Here is a 19,349-nt window from a genome sequence, read left to right as displayed (position 1 = left end):
GATCACCGGGCACGCAGGGTGCGAACTGTCAAGGGCGCGAACACGATCGCGACGACGAGCGCGGAACCCACCGACCAGGCGAAGTCGGAGCCGGCCGCACCGGACTCGGCCAGGGTGCGCACCGCCGCCACCAGATGCGAGACGGGGTTGAAGTCGGAGACGTGACGCAGCCAGATGGGCATGGCCTCCTCCGGGACCAGGGCGTTGGAGGCGAAGCTGGCGAAGGTGAGCACCAGCATCGACATGCCCTGCACGGCGGCGGGTTTGGCCACGGTCACGCCGATGAAGGCGAACAGCCAGCTCATGGCGGTGGTCGCGAACACCACCAGGGCCGCGCCCGCCACCAGGCCCAGCGGGTGGTCCGGCCGGTAGCCCATGCCGAACCCCACCAGCAGCACCATGAGCGCGGCGATCACGTAGCGGGTCGCGCCCGCCAGCAGGCCGCCGGCCACCGGCGCGAAGCGCGCGATCGGCATGGAGACGAAGCGGTCGAAGACGCCCGAGCGGATGTCCTCGGAGAGCTGGACGCCCATGGCGACCGAGGAGGTGAGCACGATCTGCACCAGCACACCGGGAATCAGCGTGGGCAGGTACGCGTCCAGGCTGCCCGCGATGGCCTTGCCGAAGACGCTGCCGAACAGCAGCGGGCCCACGATCGGCAGCAGCACGGCGTCGTAGAGCAGCTGCGGGCTGTGCCGGAAGGTCAGCAGGCCGCGCTGGGCCATGAACAGCGACTGCGCCAGACCCGCGCGCAGGCCGACCCGGGTGAGCCGCGGCCGCCGGGCGATGCGGGCGGTGGGGTGCACGAGCACCGGGGTGTCGGACAGGATGGTCATGCGGTCCGCCTTTCGGCCGGAGGCGTGGTACGGGCCGGGCGCCGGGTGAGCGCCAGGAACACCGAATTCAGGTCGGGGCGTTCGACCCCGAAGCCGCGCAGGCGGATCCCGGTGTCGCGGCAGGCGGCGACGATGTCGGCGGCGGCGCCGATATCGGTGAGCGGCACCGTCACGGCGGCGGGATTGTCGCCGTGCAGTGGCACAGTGCCGGTGAGTCTTTCGACGACGGCGTCGGCGAGCGGGCGCTGGGCGGGATCGGCCAGATCCAGGCACAGCATCTCCTCGCCGATGGAGGACTTCAACTCCCCCGCGGTGCCCTCGGCGACCACGGTGCCGTGGTCGATGACGGCGATCCGGTCCGCGAGGGCGTCCGCCTCCTCGAGGTACTGCGTGGTGAGCAGGATGGTCGCGCCCCGCCCGACCAGACCGCGCACCACCGACCACATGCGCTCGCGGGTGTGCGGGTCCAGACCGGTGGTGGGCTCGTCCAGGAAGATCAAGGGCGGCACCGTGATCAGCGTCGCCGCCAGATCCAGTCGCCGCCGCATGCCGCCGGAGAACGACCCGACCCGCCGGTTGGCCGCGGCCGTCAGCTCGAACTCGTCCAGCAGTTCCGCCGCCCGATCCTGCGCCGCGCTACGGCCGAGGCCGAGCAGCCGGCCGAACAGGCGCAGGTTCTCCCACGCGGTCAGGTTCTCGTCCACGGCCGCGTACTGGCCGGTGAGCCCGATCATCGAGCGCACCGCCATGGCCTGACCGACCACGTCGTACCCGAAAACCGTTGCCGTGCCACGGGATGGACGCGCCAGGGTGGCCAGCATCCGCACGGTGGTCGTCTTCCCCGCACCATTGGGTCCCAGCAGCGCGAACACCGTCCCGGCCGCGACGTCCAGATCCACGGCGTCGACGGCGGTCATGGATCCGAAACTCTTTCCGAGTCCCCGTGTTTCGATGGCGATCTCACTCATCGCACACCTCCGATCATGGTCGAAGCCGAATGCCCAGCGGTTGGGGTCGAGAGCCCGTCCGCACCCGCCGATCGCGGCGCCGTCGGCAGCAGTGCTTCGACGGCATCCGCGGCGCGCGCGACCCCGTCATCGCGGAATCGCGCCCCGTAGGCGGCCGCCCGCAGGCGCACCTCCGGCCGGGTCGCGCGAATCAGTGACCGCTCCAGCCGATTCGCGGTGATTCCGGAGAACGGCGCAGTCGCCCCCAGCCCGAGGGCCTCCACCTGCCTGCCCCAGTACGACTGATCCGCCTGCACCGAACAGATCACCGACGGCACCCCCGCGCGCAGGACGGCAGCGGTGGTCCCAGCCCCGCCGTGGTGGACAGCGGCATCGCACAACGGCAGCACCGCTCGGTGGTCGACCTGATCCACCACCGCCAGCTCATCACCGATCCGGCCTCGGAACATCGGGCCCACCAGCAATATCCGCCGCCCGAGCCGCCGACCCACCTCTCGGACCAGCGACTCGACCGCGACCGGTTCGGCCACCGGCATCGACCCGAAACCCGCGTACACCGGAGCGGGACCCGCGATCAGCCACTCGAGCAACTCCGCACCGAGGCCGGAACCTGGTTCCTCGACCGCACTCGTTCCCGGCCCGGGCCGCTCCGCAGCACGCCGCCCGGCACCGTCGTCGGCAGGTACCGGGAACCCGGTGAACGGCACGTCGCGCAGTTCGTCCGCGAGTCCGGGGAACAGCGCGGGGTCGTAGGCCTGAATCGCCGTGTACGCCGGGGTCCGCCCGCCCCCACGATCGACCAGGGGCGATATCGACCCGGCCCACCCCGATCCGGGCGCCCTGTCCTCCGGCCGGGCGCGGGCCTCGAAGCCGCCGGCGTGCGCGGAGGATGTGCGCGAGTCCGAGTCACGGGCGGCGGCGCGACGGAAAGCCGCGCGCTCGGGCTCGAGGGCCCACGACCGCGCCACGGTCAACGCCTGCCAGCCCAGCCGGTTCAGCGGGCCCGGAAGGTGTCGGCCCCATGCCGCCGGGATCACCGGTACCGCACGATTCGGTTCGATCGGGAAGAAGTGCAGCGCCGTGATCGGAATCCTGTGGTGCCGTGCGACTTCCGCTGCGGCCTCCTCGCATGCCATGCCGGTGACCAGCGCGTCGGAGTCGCCGGCCAGGGCGCGCAGATCGCCCGCCGCCTCGGCGAATCCGCGGCGTTGCAGGTCCAGCACCGCGTGCGCCCGCCGTACGGGATTCGGGTGCCGGAAGCGCCGATCATCGCGTTGGGCGCGCAGCAGTTCGTCGCTGTCGAGGCCGAACCCCAGGGCCGGAACGCCATGGCGTTCAGCGAATTCGACCAGGTTCGGGGACACCGCGACGGTGACGTCGTGGCCTCGTCGCAGCAATTCCGAGCCGAGCAGCACGCCCGGCTGCGCATCACCCCGGCTGCCGGCGAAGGCGAGCAGCACCTTCATCGTGTACCCCCGATCTCGAGGACGCGACCAGGTGGCGCCGCCATGGGAACGGCGAAACTCCGGCGCACGCATTGATCCGGCCGATGGCGCACCTCATCGCGGCGAGCACGCGGGGTCTTCGACGGCGTGCCCATGGTCAGACCCGGGCCGGTGTCAGCGCCCGCGGGGCTGGGGGCATGGACTCCGCGGCGCGGTCGCGGGCGGCCGACGGGAGCGCGAAAGACGCTCGCGTGTCGGCGGTTCGGTCTCCGCCACCCTGCGCGCCCGCGAATTCGCGCATGGCGCGGGTGAATTCGGCGAGGAAGCGGTCCATCTCGACCTCCGGGAAGGTGGCCGGGAAGCGGGTGGACAGGCGCAGGCCGTCGGTGGCTCGGACTATCCAGAAGAAGACCTCGTCGGGAGAGTAGGACTCGGCGCGGAGGGTGTGGCCGCGCAGGGATTCGACGAGTTCGTGGTCGGGGAGGGCCCGGATGTCGAGGAAGGAGATGCCGAAGCGGGGGTGGTCGGTGCAGTTCAGGAGTTCCAGGACGCGGGTCCAGGTGGCGTCGTTGGCGGTGCGGGAGCGGCGCAGGACGGTGCGGGTGGACTCCAGGGCGCTGTCCAGGTCCAGGTCGGGGCGAGGGTGAGGTCGAGGGGGACGACGTTGACGAACCAGCCCATGGATTCGAGCCAGCGCAGGTCGGGGCGAGTGGCGATGGGCATGATGGCGCGCAGGGAGCGGTGGCCGAAGGCCCGGCGGTAGGCGATGGCGAGCGCGGTGAAGACCGCCACCGAGAGGCGGTGTCCGCGCTCGGTCACCGCGCGCTCCACCTGCTCTAGTTCGCTGAGCGACAACAGCTTTCGCGACACGGATGTTTGCGGGAGCGCCGCGAGCTCGCCCCCGCCGACGACCGCGCCCGTCCCGCCGCCCGCGACCGAGCCGGTCGCACCGCCCGCGATCACAGTCGCCCGCCCCGTGGCAGTGATCGCGGGTTCGAAGCGGGGCAGCATGCCGCCGGAGCCGTCGAGGAAGCGCTGCCAGTAGCGAACCGCGTCGCAGTCGGGGGTGAGGGCGGCGGCGGTGTCGCGTTCCCATTGGGCGAAGTCCGCGGCACTGCCGAAGGTCGGCGATTCGCGGGGCGGCTCGCCTCGGGTGACCTCGGCGTACAGGGCGCGGAGTTCGAGGATGACGATGGCCTGCGAGTAGGCGTCCAGGACGGAGTGGTCGGCGGCCACCAGGACGGTGAAGTCGCCGGTGTCGGCGTGCTCCACGGTGGCGAGCAGGCAGTGCGGCCACCGCAGGGGTGAGAGTCTCGATTCCAGTGTGGTGGTGAGGTATTCGTTGATCGCTCCGGAGCCCGTGATGCCGGGGATCGGCTCGGCGGTGACGGCGACGTCGGCGGCCGCGCAGACCAGCCGCTCGGGTTCGGGGCCGTCGTGGCGGGTCAGGGTGGTGCGCAGGCCCTCGTGGCGGGCGTGCCAGCGGCGCGCGGTCTCGCGCCAGTGCGCGGGGTGGAACAGTGCGTCCATTTCGAAGATGGTTCCGATCCAGCGATCCCGGCCCGGTCGCGGGTCGGCGGCGTCCGTCGCCCGGCAGTGTCGGACGTGCACGCTGGCCAGGGGCCGGGCGTCGGCGGTCCACGCCGCCCCGGAGGCCAGTTCGGCCCGCCACAGGGTCAGTGCGCCTGGGCGTACCGCGAATTCGGATAGGTGGGTGTAATCCATGACCGTCTCCCTCATCGAGACTTCGCCGGTACCGGTGCGGCCGTTCGATTTCCGTGAAGAATCCACGGTGCGCGAACCAGCGCGATCGAACCCGTTTATGAGCTATCCGGCGAATTGGAAGCTATTGAATGGTGATATGCCGCTCGACGGTGATCCGGCACATCGGAAGCCCCCGCCCAGTGTGCTGTCGAGCACTATTTGCCGGCGGATCCGGCGCCCGCGGCGGCGCTGCCCGAGCCCAAGGCCTGGGCCGCGGTGCCGCCCGCCTGGGCGGACCCACTGGCCGCGCCGCTGCCGGTGCCGAGCAGACCGGGCACCGAGCCGGGTCCGGGCACCACCCCGGCCAGGCTGCCGGCGGCGGCACTGCCGGTGCCGAGCGCCCCGGCCAGTCCGGCGGCAGTAGACGACCCGGTGCCCACGGCGGAGCTACCGGTTCCGAGCTGCGGCAATATCGATTGCTCGGGGGCCGGTCCGGCGCCGGCGGGGGTCTCGCCACCCGCCGGTGCGGCGGTGGCCAGGACGGGCACGAGCAGGGGCACCGCGATCCCCGCCAGCAGGACTGCGGCCGCACGAGCCGATCGGAATGCAGACATGGCCCGATTTCCTTTCACCTTCATCAGGACAAGCGCGCCGAGAGCGGCGACTTGGTGGGGGCAGGTCCGAATTGTGATTGGCGACGCTGCCGAGGATTTTCACCCGATGGGTAGATGACCTGCGAACCCAAGAAAATCATCAACCGACCAACTCCGCAACCAGCTTGAGCGCAAACAATTGGTTAACGGACTTTTCTCACACCCTCCTCTGTGCTTCAGGCCACTGCACCGGCGAAATTCGCCTCTACTTCACATTCGGCCGCAGACCGCTGTCGCGGCCCGACCGGAAAACGAGTTGCTCGCGGGTACCCGATTTCTGGGATCCTGGGCTGGTGAACGCAGGGGAAATCACCGTCGAGTTCGCGCCGGAGCTGCGCGTGTTCGTCGGTCAGCGGGACCGCACGCCGGTCCGGGTGGACGGCACCTCGACACTCGGGCACGTGGTGGAGTCGCTGGGTGTGCCGCTCACCGAGGTGGGCACGGTCCTGGTGGACGGCGAATCCGTTGCCACCGGCCACATTCCGCGCGGCGGCGAGAAGATCACCGTGTCGGCCGTGGCCCGCCCGCAAGCGTGCGCCGAGCCGCTGCGCTTCCTGCTCGACATCCATCTGGGCACCCTGGCGCGCCGCCTGCGTCTGCTGGGAATCGATGCGGCCTACGAGAATCCGGATATCGGCGACGCCGCCCTGGCCTCCCGTTCCGCCGCCGAGCAACGGGTCCTGCTCTCCCGCGACCGCGGGCTGCTGCGCCGCCGCGAAATCTATTCCGGCGCCTACGTGTACAGCCATCACCCCGCCGAGCAGCTGGACGACATCCTGTCCCGCTTCGCCCCGCGGCTGGCCCCCTGGACCCGGTGCACCTCCTGCAACGGCGCGCTCCGCCCCGCCGACCCGGCCACGGTCCGCGACCGCCTGCCGGACAACACCGGCCAGAGCTACGACACCTTCGCCGAGTGCGTCGACTGCGGCCAGACCTATTGGAAGGGCGCGCACCACGCACGTCTGGACGCCATCGTGGCCGACGCCTTGGCAAAATTCGCCTGAGCGACTCCGGTGGTCAGCGGGCGCGGGCGGCGGCCGCGGCGGCGTCCAGGCGCGCGCCCAGGGTCTTGACCTGGTCGCGCAGGACTTCGATGTCCTCCACCGGAACTCCCACCAGATCCAGCACGGTGCGGATCATCTGCTGCGCGCCCTGCTGGAGTTCGCGGCTGGCCTCGGTGGCGTGCAGGACCACGGCCCGGCCGTCGGTGGCGCTGCGCACGCTCTCCACCAGTCCGCGCGCCTGCAGTCGCTGAACCAGCGGGGAGAGGGTGCCGTAGTCGAGGTGTACCTGTTCGCCCAGGTCCTTCATGGCGATGCCGGGACGCTCCCACAGCGCCAGCAGCACCAGGTATTGCGGGTAGGTCAGATTCATATCGTCCAGGAACGGCCGGTAGGCGGCGGTCATGGATCGCGACGTGGAGTACAGCGCGAAGCACAGCTGGGCATTGAGCGAGAGCAGCGCGTAATCGATCTCCTCGTCCGCTCCGGCCCCAGCGGGTGCGGAAGGCGGATGTTCTTGCATTACTGCACTGTACTGCGGACCGTGGCGAGCACCGCGTCCGTGGCCGCCCGATCGCCGACCGTGATGCGGATACCGGTGGGATAGGACTTGACGTGGATGTCCGCGCCCGCCAGCGCGGTCGCGACCCGATCGGCCTCGGGACCGGGCAGGGTCAGGTAGGAGAAATTGGCGTAGCTGTCGGGCACCGAGAGACCGAGCGCGCGCAGTCCGCTGGTGAGCCGGTCGCGGTGCGCGGCCAGGGTCGCGACCCGTGCCTCGATCTCGGATTCGGCCTCGTAGCAGGCCCGCACCGCCACCTCGGCCAGCGCGGTCATACCGAAAGGCAACTGCCAGCGGGCTATTCGCGTGATCAGCCGCGTGGCCCCGAGCGCGTAGCCGACCCGCAGCGCGGCCAGACCGTACGCCTTGGAGAAGGTGCGCAGGACGAGCAGGTTCGGATGTCGATCCAGCAGGGCGAACACATCGACGCGATCGGTGTCCGACACGAAGTCCACGTACGCCTCGTCGAGGACCACGGTGACGGTGTCCGGAACTTCCTTCAGGAGATTCTCGAATTCCCTTGCCGGAACCAGGGTTCCGGTGGGGTTGTGCGGGCTGCAGACCACCAGCAGCCGGGTTCTCTCGGTGACCGCGGCGGCCAGTGCCGGGAGATCCTGGCACCCGGAATCGTTGAGCGGCACCGTGATCGGCCGCCCGCCCGCCATGCTGGTCAGAATGGGGAATCCGTCGAAGGTGGGCGACGCCATCACCACCTCGGCGCCACCCGCTCCGAATTCCTGGACGATGTGCATGATCACGCCGGTCGCGCCCGCGCCCACCACGATCCGATCGGGCGGGCAGCCGAGCCGTTCGGCGATCAGCCGGGGCAGGCGGCGGGGCAGGAATTCCGGATACCGGTTGGCCGAGGCCAGCGCCGCGCTGAGCGCCTCCTGCACCGAGGGCGGCGGACCGTAGGGAATCTCGTTGAGCTGCAGCCGATGTCCGGCCGTCACCAGGGGGCTCACGGCGCCGCCCCTTCAGCGTCCGCCCCAGCGGAGGGCGGCGGCCCCCGCGAAATCGCCCGCGTGCGCGAAGCCCGCGAACATGACCAGCGATCCGGCCGGCACCCGGCCCTCGTCGACCGCGCGGTCGAAGGTGACGGGAATGCCCGCGCCGAACAGGTTTCCGCAGTCGTCGAAGGTGTCGGGATGCCGTTCCTGCGGCAGTTGCAGGGCGTCTCTCCAATTGCGCAGGAAGGCTCTATTGGGTTGATTGGTGACCAATAGGTCCAGGTCCTGGGTGGGCACGCCGATCCGGCCGCACACCGCCGACGCCACCTCGGGAACCAGCCGGTTGCCGCGCTGCAGCACCTTCGCGATCTTGGATTCGGTGAAGCCGACGTGCATCTCACCGCTGCCGGCCTCCCAGTAGCGGCGCGGCGGGTCGGCGATCACGGTCATCTGCCCGGAGAATTCGGGCAGATGACGGGTCTCGATATCGAGGATCGGCGAATCACCGGACTTCACCAGCAGTCCCGCGCCCGCCCCGTCACCCGGAATCGCGGCCTGCGCCTTGCCGCGCACCTGCTCCTGGGTGAAGACCTGACCGGCCACGTTCTGGATGGTGACCACCAGCGCCGAGCGGGCGTCGGAGGACAGCAGGATCTGGCGGGCCAGCTTCATGCCGTACACGAACGACGCGCAGCCGCCATTGTGCAGGTCGATCAGCCACTCCGGCGCGATGCCGAGCCGGGCCGCCACATCCCCGCCGCTGCCGACGATGCCGATATCGGGCAGCTGGGTGTGCACGATCAGAATGTCGATGCCCCGCAACACGTCCCGGCCGTGCCGGTCCAGGATCGGGGCGACCGCGCGCTCGGCCATATCGGCCGGGGTCTCGCCCGGCGCGACGTGGCGGCGGAACTTGGGGGCCTTGAACATGAGGTTCGAGGTGACCTCGTCCGGGTCGGCGTACTGCGCGAAATAGTCGGCGGAGACGATGGTCTCGGGCAGGTACCCGGCGACGTCGAGCAGGCTCACGGTGTCGGCGCTCATGATCAGTCCATCCATTCCGGCTTGATCGGCTGCCCGGCGGCGTGCCGGTGTTCGCAGATCGCTTTGAGATTGCGCAGTTCCAGCAGGTGCCCGGCGGCGAAGAGGTGCCAGAAGTCGCCGACCCACACCGGGCGGCCCTCGGGCGCGGTCTCGGGGTAGGCGTTGTCCTCGTAGAAGGGGTGGTGGCAATTGGTCCAGGTGACGACCGAACCCGGCTTGTTCAGCACCACCTGCGCGTCCACCACCCGCATCAGGTAGACCATCCACAGGTGGTCGGCCTGGTCCCAGGCGCAGTGGTAGTCGACGGTGCGGGCCTCGGGGTTGGCGACGGTGCGGGTGAAGATGCGGGTGTGCGAGCCGATCCGGTCGTCGGACACCCACACCTCGGGATCGGCGGTGCGCTCGAAACCGCGCATGCTGTAGGTCCATTCGCACAGGCTGCGGGTGTCGGCCAGGTAGGCGTACACCTCGTCCGGCGGCGCGGCCACGTACTCGGTGACGGTGCAGTACTGGCCGTAGATCTCGTCGTGCGGGTACACGGCGCGGGTCATGTCCAGGACCAGCGGCATGCCCTCCTTGAGGGCCATGCTCTCGATGCGGTACACGCCGGGCACGTCCAGCTCCGGGACTTCGATCGGCTCGTCGGCGACGGTCTCGGTCATGCGAAAGACTCCTTCAGGAACGGTGCGAAGGGTGGGAACTCGTCCGGGTCACACTGCAGTTCGATGAACGCGGGCCCCGGTATTGCCCGCGACTTGTCCAGGGCTTGCTCGAACTCGGGGAGGGTGCGCGCGGTCCAGACCGGGAGCTCCGGGAACAGGGCGGCGACCCCCGCGCCGATCTCCGACACGCGGAATCTGTTGAAGCTGTATTCGCCGGAGTAGAAGACCTGCTCGCGCGTCACGCACATGGCGTGGGCATTGTTGTTGAACACGATGAAGGTGACCGGCGCCTGGTACTCGACCGCCGTGTGCACCTCGTGGCCGTGCATGAAATACGCGCCGTCCCCGGCGATCACCACGGTGCGGCGGCCGCGGCCCAGCGCGCAGCCGATGCCGGCGCCGAACGCATAGCCCATGCCGCCCATGCCCAGGGCGATCAGAAACCGGCCGCCCTCGGGGATTCCGAGGTGGTGCACGACGGCCGCGCCGGTATTCCCGGCGTCGGCGACCACGTCGGTGCCGGGGTCCAGTGCCGCTTCGATGGCCGCCACGGCGGGGCGGTACCGGACGCCGGGTCCGGGCGCGGGCGGCACGGACAACTCGGGCACAGGCAGGCGATCAGGGTGTGCGCCGACGGATCCCGGCTCGAGGTGCGCGCCCTCGGTCCCGTGGGTCGAGTTCGCGACACCGCGCAGCGCGGCGGCCAGCGGACCGCGCGCCTCGGCGTGCACCGGGACGAAAGGCTGCTCGATACCCAGGTACACGACCCGTGGACAGGCGGCGAGCGCGGTGTCCAGTCCGGCGCGGGCGGTGAGCGGGAGTGGGGCTCCCACGAGCAGGCAGAGTTCCGCCTCGGACACCAGGCGGGCGGCGTTCGGATGACCCATCACGCCGACCACACCGGCGAAGCGGGGATCCGCGTTCGAGTACGCGTCCTTCGCGTCCGGGGTGACCAGCACCGTCGCATCGAGCGCCCGCACGACGGTCGCCAATTCGGCGCGCGCGTCGGCCGCGGCGACCTCCGGTCCGGCGATGACTACGACCGGACTCCCCTGCGGCAGCCCCGCCAGCAGATCCAGGACGTCATCGGGCAGCAGCTCCGGATCACCGGACTGCTCCGCGGTGTCGCGTCCCCGAGCCTGCGCTTCGACCGTCGCCCGGTCACCTTCGATGAGCGGAGCGGCCTGGATATCCTTGGGCAGCAGCAGGACAGCCGGACCACCGGCCAGCGCCGCCGCGATCGCCCGGTCGAGCTCCACCGAGATGTCCTGCGGTCGACGGACTTTCACGCAGCGGCGGGCGACCTGGGCGAAGAGCTGCTCGGCATCGATGCGGCCGGGAACCCCGCAGGTGTCCTGAAAGGCACCCCGGCCCTCCAGGCCCAGTGGCGGCTGACCCACCAGAGCGAGGACCGGAACCCGCGAGTCGAATGATTCCGCCAGGGCCGCAAGCAGATTCATCGCGCCTCCGCCGGAGGTCGCGACCACCACACCGAGCCGGTTGGTGGCGCGGGCGTACCCGTCGGCCATGGTGGCCGCGCCGAACTCGTGTTTGGCGATGATGCCGGTGAGCTCCGAATGCCGGTGCAGGGCGTCGTAGACGTCCTCGATATTGGCCCCGCCGACCCCGAAGACATGGTCGGCGTGGATCGCGAGCCGTTCGACGACGAGGTCGGCGACGGTTCGGGCCGCGCGTTCGCTCTGGGTCACAGTCCCCCGTTCATATTGCCTTGTCCACGATGCATCGCACACAAGGTATCTGGCCGGAGGGATCTCGATCAATGTGTCTCAGGTCACAGACATGCCCGAAAGATGCTGTCGTACAGGCACTTTGGCCATGCGAAGACCCCACCGGGGACATCCCGGCGGGGCCCCGGTCCGGGCACAGGGGGAAATCCGGACCGCATCTGGACGGCTACCGGCCCGGAGGCCGATACATCGGGATCAACGAGCGGCGGACCGCCGCGGTTCAGTGCGCGTGCGCGTTCGGCGTGTCGAGGAGTCGAACACCGCGCGGGCCAGACGTAGGCAACGCCGGTCGCCATTGAGGGTGAGACCCAGCCGATTGGGGACGTAGGCGAAGGAGAGCCCGGTCGCCGGATCGGCGAAACCGAGCGAACCACCCATTCCGGGCGTGCCATAGGCGCGGTGGTCGGATGAGCCGAAGGGGAAGGCGGGACACGACTTCCGGAAGCCCAGGTGGAATCGGGTCGGAGTGCGCAGCACGGCGTCCGGGGCGGGCACCGGGCCCGGATCGGCGATGCGGGCCCGCACCTCCGGCGCGATCGGCAACTCGCCGGTGAGGCCCGCCGCGTAGATGCGGGCCAGGCCGCGCGCCGAGCCGACCCCATTGCTGCCGGGCAACTCGACCGACATGATCTCGGGGCGCACGAAATCCTCGGGCATGCCCAGGTCCGGCACCGACAGGGCGCGGAAGAGCTGACCGCGGCGCATCAGCGCCGGAATCGCCTGATTCCACGGCAGGTTCCGCTCGTGCCGCAGGTCCAGGCCGATGGTGCGGGTCAGGTGGGCGATCCGGTCACCGCCCAGGTCCGTGTCCAGGCCGAGGGTGAAATCGACGCCCAGCGGACCGGAGATCTCCTCGGCGAGGAAGGTCCGGATGCTGCGCCCGGCCGGGTCCGCGCGACGAACCAGTTCATTGAGATACAGCCCGATGCTGACCGGGTGATAGCCCTGCCGCGTGCCCGGCGCCCACCCGGGGCGCTGAGCCGCCAGCACCGCGGCCACGCTGTCCAGATCGTGCAGGTCGTCGAGGGTCATCCGGATATCTCGCAGGATGTGCAGGCCCACTTGATGGTCGATGAGCTGGCGGACCGTCACCTCATCCTTGCCGTGGGCCGCGAATTCCGGCCAGTACCGCACCACGGGCTCGTCGTAATCCAGCTGCCCGCGCGAGACGAGCATGGCCAGGATCAGCGCCGCGACGCCCTTCGTGCACGAGAAGACGGGCGCGATGGTGTCGCGCTCCCACGGGAGTCCGCGCACCGGGTCGCGCGGGCCGCCCCACAGGTCCACCACGGGGGTGTCGCCGTCGAAGACCGCGACCGCCGCGCCGATCTCGCCGTGCCGGAAATTGCGGCGGAAGGCGTCGGCGACCCGGCCGTAGCCCTCGGCCACGTACCCGTGCGTCATCGTCTCGCTCATCGTCGGCGAGCCTACGGGGACCGGCTTTCGGGCCGGTAGCGGTACCGGCGGGTCAGCCGCCGCCGGGCCGATCGAGGGGCCCGGTTCGTATGGCAATATCGGGCAAATCGCCCCTATTCTCGGATTTGGGGGCCACTGTGGCATGCAGCCACTCCCGTTGTGAAGGGGCCTGATGCCACGCACCACACGGATAACCGTCATGCTGCTGTTCGCGGCCTGGGTTGTCGACTACATCGATCGGACCGTGATCAATTTCGCGCTGCCGTCGATCGGCGAGGACCTGGGGCTGGACCACACGCAGCAGGGGTTGTTGGTGTCGGTGTTCTTCGTCGCGTACGCGATCATCCAGGTGCCCGGGGGTCTGCTCGCGGATCGGTACGGGGCGCTGCGGGTAGGGATCATCGGATTGACCGCCTGGTCGATCTTCACCGGGTTGACCGCGCTCGCCTGGTCGTTCAGCGTGCTGCTCGCGATTCGATTCCTGTTCGGTCTGGTGCAGGGCGTGTTCCCGGCGGCGGCCATCAAGGCGCTCGCCGAACGCAGCTATGCCGAGCAGCGCACCACGGCCGCCGGCTGGACCAACTCCTCCAACGCGGCGGGCCTGCTGCTGGCGGCGGTGATCGCGGGCGTCCTGCTGCCCACGGTGGGCTGGCGGGTCATGTTCGCGGTGATCTCGGTGCTCGGGGTGGCGGTCATCCTGGCCTGGCGGCGGTGGATGCCGGAACCACTGACCCAGGACGAGATTCCGGTCGCGCCCGCCGGGCCCGCGGCCGAACGCCGCTCGGTGCTGTTCTCCCCCGCGCTGCTCGGCTTCGCGGTCATGTTCTTCGGATACGACGTGCTGGTGTGGGGCGTGACCGCGTGGACGCCGACCTTCCTGCACGAACAGCGCGGAATCTCCATGGCGGGCATCGCTTTCGCGGCGGTGCCGACCACGCTGGCCGCCGCGGCCGGGGTGGTGCTGGGGGCGCGGCTCTCGGATCGGCTCGGCGGCCGGCCACGGGTGATCGTGGTGCCCGCCATGGCGTTCACCGCCGCCATGCTCTTCGCACTGCCGCGGGCGGAGTCGTTCCCGCTGTTCGTGGTGCTGGGCGTGGTGATGAGCCTGGTCGCGGGGCTGGCCTACATGCCCGCGTTCTCGGTGCCGCTGCGGGCGCTGCCCAGCGTCTACATCGGCGCGGCCACCGGCGTGATCATCTTCGGCGGGCAGCTGGCGGGCGTGGTGAGCCCGCTCGCCTTCGGGTTCATCACCGATCATGTTTCGTACACAACGGCTTTCGAAACCATGGCCATCGGGCCGCTGCTGGCACTGCTGGCGGCGCTGGTGGTTCCGCAAACCGCCGACGCGTTCCGGACGATGGTGTCCCGGCGCGCCGCGGCGGCCGTCCCGTCGAAGGAGCGTCTCCCATGATCGAGCACTGGCAGCAGGTCTACCGGCATCTGCACGCCCACCCCGAGCTGTCGGGTGAGGAGCGGGCCACGGCGCGACTGGTGGCCGACGAGCTGCGCGCGCTGCCCGGCTGGGAGGTGACCGAGAACGTCGGCGGCACCGGCGTCGTCGGGGTGCTGCACAGCGGGCCCGGGCCGGTGGTGTGGCTGCGCGCGGACATGGACGGCCTGCCGGTGCAGGAGGAGACCGGCCTCGACTACGCCTCGACCGTCCCCGGGGTCATGCATGCCTGCGGCCACGACGTGCACGTCACCGCGCTGCTGGGCGCGTGCGCGGAACTGTCCGCGAATCCGCTGCCCGGCACGGTGGTCGCGCTGTTCCAGCCCGCCGAGGAGAACGGCTCGGGCGCGCAGGACATGCTCAACGACGGTCTGCTGGACCGGTTTCCGACGCCGCGCATCGTGCTCGGCCAGCACGTCGGCCCGCTGCCCGCAGGGCTGATCCTGAGCCGCCCCGGCACCCTGATGGCCGCCTCCGACTCGGTGCGCATCACCTTCCTCGGCAAGGGCGGCCACGCCTCCCAGCCGCACACCGCCATCGACCCGCTGCTCATGGCGGCGACCTTCGTGGTGCGCATGCAGGCGCTGACCGCCCGCCAGACCGCCACCGCCGCAACGCCGGTCCTCACCGCCGGAGCACTGCACGCGGGCACCCGCCCCAATATCATCGCCGACAGCTCCGAGGTCCTGCTCAGCCTGCGCACCTTCACCGACGGCTCCCGCGCCCGCATGATCGAGGGCATCCAGCGCCTGGCCGAGGCCGAGGCCGCCGCCGCGGGCGCACCCCAGGAACCGAAGGTCGAGTTCTACGACCACTTCCCGGTCACCGAGAACACCCCCGGCGACACCGAACGCGTCCTGGCCGCCCTCACCGCCGCGAGCCTGCCCGTCATGCCCATGGAGAACCCCATCACCGGCAGCGAGGATTTCGGCGCCTTCGGCACCGCCGCCGGGGTCCCCTCCGTCTTCTGGCACATCGGCGGCATGGACCCCGCCCGCTTCACCCAGGACGACCTCCACTACATGCTCACCGAATCCGCCCTCCCACCCCACTACCCCTCCAACCACTCCCCCCACTTCGCCCCCGACCCCGCCCAGGCCCTCCCCGCCGCCATCACCACCATGCTGACGGCGGCCCGCTCCGAACTCACCCGCCCGTAATGACGCGAGCCCGGTATCCCGTGCCGCACGGGCCGAGTGGATACCGGGCTCGCGATCGACTACCGGAACACGGTCAGCACCAGATCTGCCACCACGAGCACTTCGGCGGCGTGATGGTTCTCGGCGGCGGTGTGGTGGTCGGCGGCGTCCAGGGCGGCGCGACGGTGACCGTCCTATTGCCCTGGTCGGCGTAGTAGCCGCCCGGGCAGGTCACGAGGAGATGAGTTCTACCGGACCCGTGTCCTCGGGTGGGTTACGGGTCGAAGGAGATGTGCAGGTCGTCGGATTCGGGGAGGGTTTGGCAGGCGAGGGTCTGGCCCTGGGCCAGTTCCTCCTCGATGAGGGACTCGTTCCGGAGCATGCGGGTGCGGCCTTGTTCGACGGTGCAGACGCAGGTCGCGCAGGCGGATTCGCGGCAGACGTAGGGGGCGTCTATGCCGTGGTCGAGGAGGACGTCGAGGAGCTTCTTGGTGCGGGGCCAAGGCAGGGTGTGGGATTCGCCGTCGATGTCGACTCGGACGGTGGCGGCGGTGGGGTCGACCGGTTGCGGGGTGGCCGCGACTGGGGTGTGGTGTTCGAAGGGGTTGTCGGTCAGTGAACGGTAGTCCTCACGGTGGATGGCCCGGTCGGGGATACGGAGTTGCCCCAGGCCCTGGCGGACCGTCGAGGCGAATCCGGTTGGGCCGCAGAGATATACGTCATGGCGCCGGTAGGGGCGGGCCCACGTCGCGAGGTCGCGGGGAGTGGGGAGGCCGCGGTCGGATTCGAGCCAGTGGGTCACCGTGAGGCGGCGAGGGTGGCGGCGGGTCAGGTCGTGCAACCGGGAGCCGAAGATGACGGAGGCGCGGTCGCGGTTGGCGTACAGCAGGACGATATTGCCGCGGCCCAGGGTGAGGGCGGATTTCAGGATGGAGATGATGGGGGTGATGCCGCTACCGGCGGCGCAGAGCAGGAGATCGTGGGTCCAGGCGCGGGGGACGAAGGCGCCGGCGGGTTCGAGCACGGTGAGGATGTCGCCGGGAGAGACGTTGTCGCACAGCCAGTTCGAGGCATAGCCGCCGAGTGTGCGTTTGACGGTGACGGTGGGGCGGTCGTCGCAGTGGGGGCTGCTGGACAAGGAGTAGCAGCGGGCCACGGAGCCCGTGCGGTCGCTGGGGACGCGCAGGGTCAGGTACTGGCCCGGGGAATAGGCGAAACGCGGAGTGAGGTCGGGGATATCGAAGATCAGCGAGACCGCGTCGGCGGTCTCGCTGACGACTTCACGCACCTTCAGCTGGTGGGCGCGAGCGGTCACGGCGCTCTCCTGCCGAAGACCAGCTCACCGGCCGCCTGGATGCGGTCCATCGACAAGGCCTGGGTCATGCGGCGATTCACGCCCGGCGCCAGCCGCAGCATGAAGTACCCCAGCCATGCCTCGGTGCGGACCGGGACCACCGCCAGGTCGTAGCGGATCGAGCGGACCACGGCGCGCGCCACCAGATCGGGGCTCATCGGCGAGAACGGCAGGCGTTCGGCCAGCGCCTGGAGCTGCGCGGTGAGCTGCTGCCCACGCTCCACCAGCCGTGGATCCACCCCCACCGTGGTGGCGTGCCGGGCGATATCGGTATTGATCACGCCCGGGCAGATCGCGCTCACCCCCACGCCTTTCGGCGCGAACTCCAGCCGTAGGCATTCGGTGAGCATCTTGACCCCGGCCTTGGACACCGAGTACGCCGACATGACCGGCGTCGGCGTGAACGCGGCCGCGGAGGCGATGTTCACGATGTGCCCGCGCTTGCCCTCGTCGATCATGAGCCGCCCGAACGACCGGCAGCCGTGCACCACCCCGAGCAGGTTCACGTCCAGCTGCAGTTCCCAGTCGTCGGGTTCGAGATCCAGGAACGCCCCGCTGACCAGAATTCCGGCATTGTTGACCAGCACGTCCGGCACCCCGTGATCGGCGTGCACGTCCCGGGCGAAAGCAGCCCAGGCGTGCGGATCGGTCACATCGAGCTGGGCGGCGATCGCCCGCCGCCCCTCGGCCTGGATGAGCGCCACCGTGGAGAGCGCCGCGTCCTTGTCGATATCGGAGACGATCACCTGGGATCCCCCACGCGCGAACCGCAGTGCCGTCGCCCGCCCGATCCCGCTGCCCGCGCCGGTGACCACCACCAGCTTCGGATCGATGGCATTGAGTTTCACGACACCTCCTCCGAGAGCGCGACCGTCTCGGCCGCGACCGGCGCACCCACCGTGTAGCGGTAGACGTCGAGATCGAAATGCCGGTTCTGCCAGTACATCTCGCCGTGCGTGGACGGCCGGAACGGCGAATCACCGTGATTGTCGAGGTAGTAGGTATTGGAACCCTCGCACACCGGCGTGAACAAGAAGTTCTTCCGCTGCCTGCGCAGACACTGCCGGAAGTACTCGTCGTGCACCTCCTGCCGGATCTCGACCTCCGTGGTGCCGCGCGCCTTGGACTCGGCGATGACCCGCGCCAGATGCGCCGAGGTCGCCTCGATCATCCAGATGTAGGAACCCAGCACGAACCCGTACGGCCCGGTGATCGTGAACGAGTTCGGGTATCCGGGCACCGAAACACCCTGGTAGGACTGATATCGGTGCTCGTCCCAGAACTTCTCGAGATCCTGCCCGCCACGCCCGCGGACAGGGAACGGCGGGATCGAGCCCTTCTCCCACAGCTTGAAGCCGGTGGCGCAGACGAGCACGTCGACCTCGTGCTCGGTCCCGTCCACGGTGACCACCCCATGCTCGGTGATCCGCGCGATGGAGTCGGTGACCAGGCTGACGTCGGACCGGTTGAAGGTCCGCAGGTAGTCATTGGACATGGATGGCCGTTTGCAGCCCAATCCGTAACGCGGCGTGAGCTTTTCCCGCAGCTCCGCATCATGGACCTGGGACCGCATCCAGCGGCGGATCGGCGCCTCGGCGGCCCGGCGCACGGTCGAGGTCAGCCAGGCCGGTCCGGCCACCATGCCGCTCATGGCGACCTCGGTGCCGAGATTGCCCGCCAGCCGCAGGGCGGTGCGGATCCCGGTATTGCCCAGCACCATCCGCCCGAGCGGCCCGACCTCGGCGTCGTTCTTCGGGAACACCCAGATGGGCGTCCGCTGGAACACGGTCAGGTGCTCGGTCTGGTCCACAATCGCCGGAATCAGTTGCAGCGCTGTGGCTCCGGTGCCGATGACCGCTACCCGCTGCCCGGCCAGGGAGACATCGTGATCCCACAGCGCCGTGTGCACCAGCGTCCCGCCGAAGTCGTCGAGTCCCGGGATGTCGGGCATCTTGGGCCGTTCCAGCCCGCCGATCGCCAGCACGATGTACCGCGCGGTGAGCTGCTCGCCGCCATCGGTGCGCAAGCGCCACAGACTGTTCCGGTCGTCGAAGTCGGCCGCCATGATGGTGGTGTTCAGCCGCAGTTTCTCCCGCAGCCCGTACTTGTCGACCATGCCCTCGGCGTAGTCCCGCAGTTCGGTGCCGGGCGCGAAGACCCGCGACCAGTCCCCGCGCTGCTCGTAGGAGAAGCTGTAGATGAACGACGGAATATCCACCGCCACACCGGGATAGGTGTTGGCGTGCCAGGTGCCGCCGACCCGATCCCACTTATCCACGATCACGAAGTCGTGGATTCCCCTCCGTTGCAGTGCGATCCCGGTGCCGATGCCCCCGAATCCGGCGCCGACCACGATGACCTCGTGATCGGGCCGGACGGCGGACGGCGCACCCGTGCCACCGCGCTGTGTTGCCATG

The 19,349-nt window shown here is 70.0% G+C and carries 19 protein-coding genes; 4 read left to right on the top strand and 15 right to left on the bottom strand.

Annotated elements, in window-relative coordinates; genetic code table 11:
* Window positions 1-2 precede the first annotated feature (2 nt).
* The 6 genes from ABZ412_RS33145 to ABZ412_RS33120 form a co-directional block, all read right to left on the bottom strand.
* On the bottom strand, window positions 3-836 hold the full coding sequence (locus ABZ412_RS33145; protein ID WP_357288345.1) for an ABC transporter permease: 834 nt from the start codon (window positions 834-836) through the stop codon (window positions 3-5).
* Window positions 833-1,804, bottom strand: a complete 972-nt coding sequence (locus ABZ412_RS33140; protein ID WP_357288342.1) for an ATP-binding cassette domain-containing protein — start codon at window positions 1,802-1,804, stop codon at window positions 833-835. Before ABZ412_RS33140 ends, ABZ412_RS33145 begins: the two co-directional genes overlap by 4 nt.
* Window positions 1,801-3,270 (bottom strand): nucleotide disphospho-sugar-binding domain-containing protein, encoded by a 1,470-nt coding sequence (locus ABZ412_RS33135; RefSeq protein WP_357288340.1) that lies wholly within the window; start codon window positions 3,268-3,270, stop codon window positions 1,801-1,803. The genes ABZ412_RS33140 and ABZ412_RS33135 overlap by 4 nt, the downstream gene beginning before the upstream one ends.
* 136 nt (window positions 3,271-3,406) lie before the next feature.
* Window positions 3,407-3,583, bottom strand: a complete 177-nt coding sequence (locus ABZ412_RS33130) for a hypothetical protein (protein WP_357288337.1) — start codon at window positions 3,581-3,583, stop codon at window positions 3,407-3,409.
* Between the two features lie 200 nt (window positions 3,584-3,783).
* Complete coding sequence (locus tag ABZ412_RS33125) at window positions 3,784-4,974, bottom strand: condensation domain-containing protein (protein ID WP_357288334.1); 1,191 nt, start codon at window positions 4,972-4,974, stop codon at window positions 3,784-3,786.
* Between the two features lie 194 nt (window positions 4,975-5,168).
* Complete coding sequence (locus tag ABZ412_RS33120; protein ID WP_357288331.1) at window positions 5,169-5,567, bottom strand: hypothetical protein; 399 nt, start codon at window positions 5,565-5,567, stop codon at window positions 5,169-5,171.
* Between the two features lie 332 nt (window positions 5,568-5,899).
* Here ABZ412_RS33120 and ABZ412_RS33115 point away from each other — a divergent pair, with 332 nt between their 5' ends.
* Window positions 5,900-6,610, top strand: a complete 711-nt coding sequence (locus tag ABZ412_RS33115) for a Mut7-C RNAse domain-containing protein (RefSeq protein ID WP_357288328.1) — start codon at window positions 5,900-5,902, stop codon at window positions 6,608-6,610.
* Window positions 6,611-6,623: 13 nt separating this feature from the next.
* Here the strand turns inward: ABZ412_RS33115 and ABZ412_RS33110 are convergent, their stop codons facing one another.
* From ABZ412_RS33110 to ABZ412_RS33085, 6 genes are all read right to left on the bottom strand, one after another.
* Window positions 6,624-7,130, bottom strand: coding sequence for a MarR family transcriptional regulator (locus ABZ412_RS33110; protein WP_357288325.1), 507 nt, complete (start codon window positions 7,128-7,130; stop codon window positions 6,624-6,626).
* On the bottom strand, window positions 7,130-8,134 hold the full coding sequence (locus ABZ412_RS33105; RefSeq protein ID WP_357288322.1) for an aminotransferase class I/II-fold pyridoxal phosphate-dependent enzyme: 1,005 nt from the start codon (window positions 8,132-8,134) through the stop codon (window positions 7,130-7,132). The genes ABZ412_RS33110 and ABZ412_RS33105 overlap by 1 nt, the downstream gene beginning before the upstream one ends.
* A 12-nt stretch (window positions 8,135-8,146) precedes the next feature.
* The gene (locus ABZ412_RS33100; RefSeq protein WP_357288319.1) at window positions 8,147-9,163 is read right to left on the bottom strand and encodes a 3-oxoacyl-[acyl-carrier-protein] synthase III C-terminal domain-containing protein; all 1,017 of its coding nucleotides are present in this window, start codon (window positions 9,161-9,163) and stop codon (window positions 8,147-8,149) included.
* A 2-nt stretch (window positions 9,164-9,165) separates the two neighbouring features.
* Window positions 9,166-9,825 carry an SRPBCC family protein gene (locus ABZ412_RS33095; protein ID WP_357288316.1) on the bottom strand — a complete coding sequence of 220 codons (660 nt, stop codon included), beginning with the start codon at window positions 9,823-9,825 and terminating at the stop codon, window positions 9,166-9,168.
* Window positions 9,822-11,534 (bottom strand): thiamine pyrophosphate-binding protein, encoded by a 1,713-nt coding sequence (locus ABZ412_RS33090; RefSeq protein WP_357288314.1) that lies wholly within the window; start codon window positions 11,532-11,534, stop codon window positions 9,822-9,824. Before ABZ412_RS33090 ends, ABZ412_RS33095 begins: the two co-directional genes overlap by 4 nt.
* A 234-nt stretch (window positions 11,535-11,768) precedes the next feature.
* Window positions 11,769-12,989 carry a serine hydrolase domain-containing protein gene (locus ABZ412_RS33085; protein ID WP_357288311.1) on the bottom strand — a complete coding sequence of 407 codons (1,221 nt, stop codon included), beginning with the start codon at window positions 12,987-12,989 and terminating at the stop codon, window positions 11,769-11,771.
* 172 nt (window positions 12,990-13,161) lie between these two features.
* On the opposite strand from ABZ412_RS33085, the gene ABZ412_RS33080 reads away from it, so the two are divergent.
* From ABZ412_RS33080 to ABZ412_RS33070, 3 genes are read left to right on the top strand one after another with little or no spacing between them, the layout of a single operon-like run.
* Window positions 13,162-14,400, top strand: coding sequence for an MFS transporter (locus ABZ412_RS33080; RefSeq protein ID WP_357288308.1), 1,239 nt, complete (start codon window positions 13,162-13,164; stop codon window positions 14,398-14,400).
* Window positions 14,397-15,599 (top strand): amidohydrolase, encoded by a 1,203-nt coding sequence (locus ABZ412_RS33075; RefSeq protein ID WP_357288305.1) that lies wholly within the window; start codon window positions 14,397-14,399, stop codon window positions 15,597-15,599. The genes ABZ412_RS33080 and ABZ412_RS33075 overlap by 4 nt, the downstream gene beginning before the upstream one ends.
* Window positions 15,599-15,793 carry a hypothetical protein gene (locus ABZ412_RS33070; protein ID WP_357288302.1) on the top strand — a complete coding sequence of 65 codons (195 nt, stop codon included), beginning with the start codon at window positions 15,599-15,601 and terminating at the stop codon, window positions 15,791-15,793. Before ABZ412_RS33075 ends, ABZ412_RS33070 begins: the two co-directional genes overlap by 1 nt.
* 59 nt (window positions 15,794-15,852) lie before the next feature.
* Here the strand turns inward: ABZ412_RS33070 and ABZ412_RS33065 are convergent, their stop codons facing one another.
* From ABZ412_RS33065 to ABZ412_RS33055, 3 genes are read right to left on the bottom strand one after another with little or no spacing between them, the layout of a single operon-like run.
* A complete protein-coding gene (locus ABZ412_RS33065) occupies window positions 15,853-16,893 on the bottom strand; it encodes a ferredoxin--NADP reductase (protein ID WP_357288301.1) in 1,041 nt (346 codons plus the stop codon).
* Window positions 16,890-17,780, bottom strand: a complete 891-nt coding sequence (locus ABZ412_RS33060) for an SDR family NAD(P)-dependent oxidoreductase (RefSeq protein ID WP_357288300.1) — start codon at window positions 17,778-17,780, stop codon at window positions 16,890-16,892. The genes ABZ412_RS33065 and ABZ412_RS33060 overlap by 4 nt, the downstream gene beginning before the upstream one ends.
* The gene (locus ABZ412_RS33055) at window positions 17,777-19,348 is read right to left on the bottom strand and encodes an NAD(P)/FAD-dependent oxidoreductase (protein WP_357288298.1); all 1,572 of its coding nucleotides are present in this window, start codon (window positions 19,346-19,348) and stop codon (window positions 17,777-17,779) included. Before ABZ412_RS33055 ends, ABZ412_RS33060 begins: the two co-directional genes overlap by 4 nt.
* Window position 19,349 lies beyond the last annotated feature (1 nt).

This window comes from Nocardia sp. NPDC005746 (assembly GCF_040630785.1).
GTDB lineage: Bacteria > Actinomycetota > Actinomycetes > Mycobacteriales > Mycobacteriaceae > Nocardia.
The sequence above is the reverse complement of the archived record's forward strand: the minus strand, read 5'-3'. Positions and strand labels throughout refer to the sequence as shown.

Bases quoted from the DNA above. Each gene is read 5' to 3' on its own strand.
- ABZ412_RS33145 (WP_357288345.1), bottom strand. From the start codon at position 836: ATGACCATCCTGTCCGACACCCCGGTGCTCGTGCACCCCACCGCCCGC.
- ABZ412_RS33140 (WP_357288342.1), bottom strand. From the start codon at position 1,804: ATGAGTGAGATCGCCATCGAAACACGGGGACTCGGAAAGAGTTTCGGA.
- ABZ412_RS33135 (WP_357288340.1), bottom strand. From the start codon at position 3,270: ATGAAGGTGCTGCTCGCCTTCGCCGGCAGCCGGGGTGATGCGCAGCCG.
- ABZ412_RS33130 (WP_357288337.1), bottom strand. From the start codon at position 3,583: ATGGACCGCTTCCTCGCCGAATTCACCCGCGCCATGCGCGAATTCGCG.
- ABZ412_RS33125 (WP_357288334.1), bottom strand. From the start codon at position 4,974: ATGGATTACACCCACCTATCCGAATTCGCGGTACGCCCAGGCGCACTG.
- ABZ412_RS33120 (WP_357288331.1), bottom strand. From the start codon at position 5,567: ATGTCTGCATTCCGATCGGCTCGTGCGGCCGCAGTCCTGCTGGCGGGG.
- ABZ412_RS33110 (WP_357288325.1), bottom strand. From the start codon at position 7,130: ATGCAAGAACATCCGCCTTCCGCACCCGCTGGGGCCGGAGCGGACGAG.
- ABZ412_RS33100 (WP_357288319.1), bottom strand. From the start codon at position 9,163: ATGAGCGCCGACACCGTGAGCCTGCTCGACGTCGCCGGGTACCTGCCC.
- ABZ412_RS33095 (WP_357288316.1), bottom strand. From the start codon at position 9,825: ATGACCGAGACCGTCGCCGACGAGCCGATCGAAGTCCCGGAGCTGGAC.
- ABZ412_RS33085 (WP_357288311.1), bottom strand. From the start codon at position 12,989: ATGAGCGAGACGATGACGCACGGGTACGTGGCCGAGGGCTACGGCCGG.
- ABZ412_RS33080 (WP_357288308.1), top strand. From the start codon at position 13,162: ATGCCACGCACCACACGGATAACCGTCATGCTGCTGTTCGCGGCCTGG.
- ABZ412_RS33075 (WP_357288305.1), top strand. From the start codon at position 14,397: ATGATCGAGCACTGGCAGCAGGTCTACCGGCATCTGCACGCCCACCCC.
- ABZ412_RS33070 (WP_357288302.1), top strand. From the start codon at position 15,599: ATGACGCGAGCCCGGTATCCCGTGCCGCACGGGCCGAGTGGATACCGG.
- ABZ412_RS33055 (WP_357288298.1), bottom strand. From the start codon at position 19,348: ATGGCAACACAGCGCGGTGGCACGGGTGCGCCGTCCGCCGTCCGGCCC.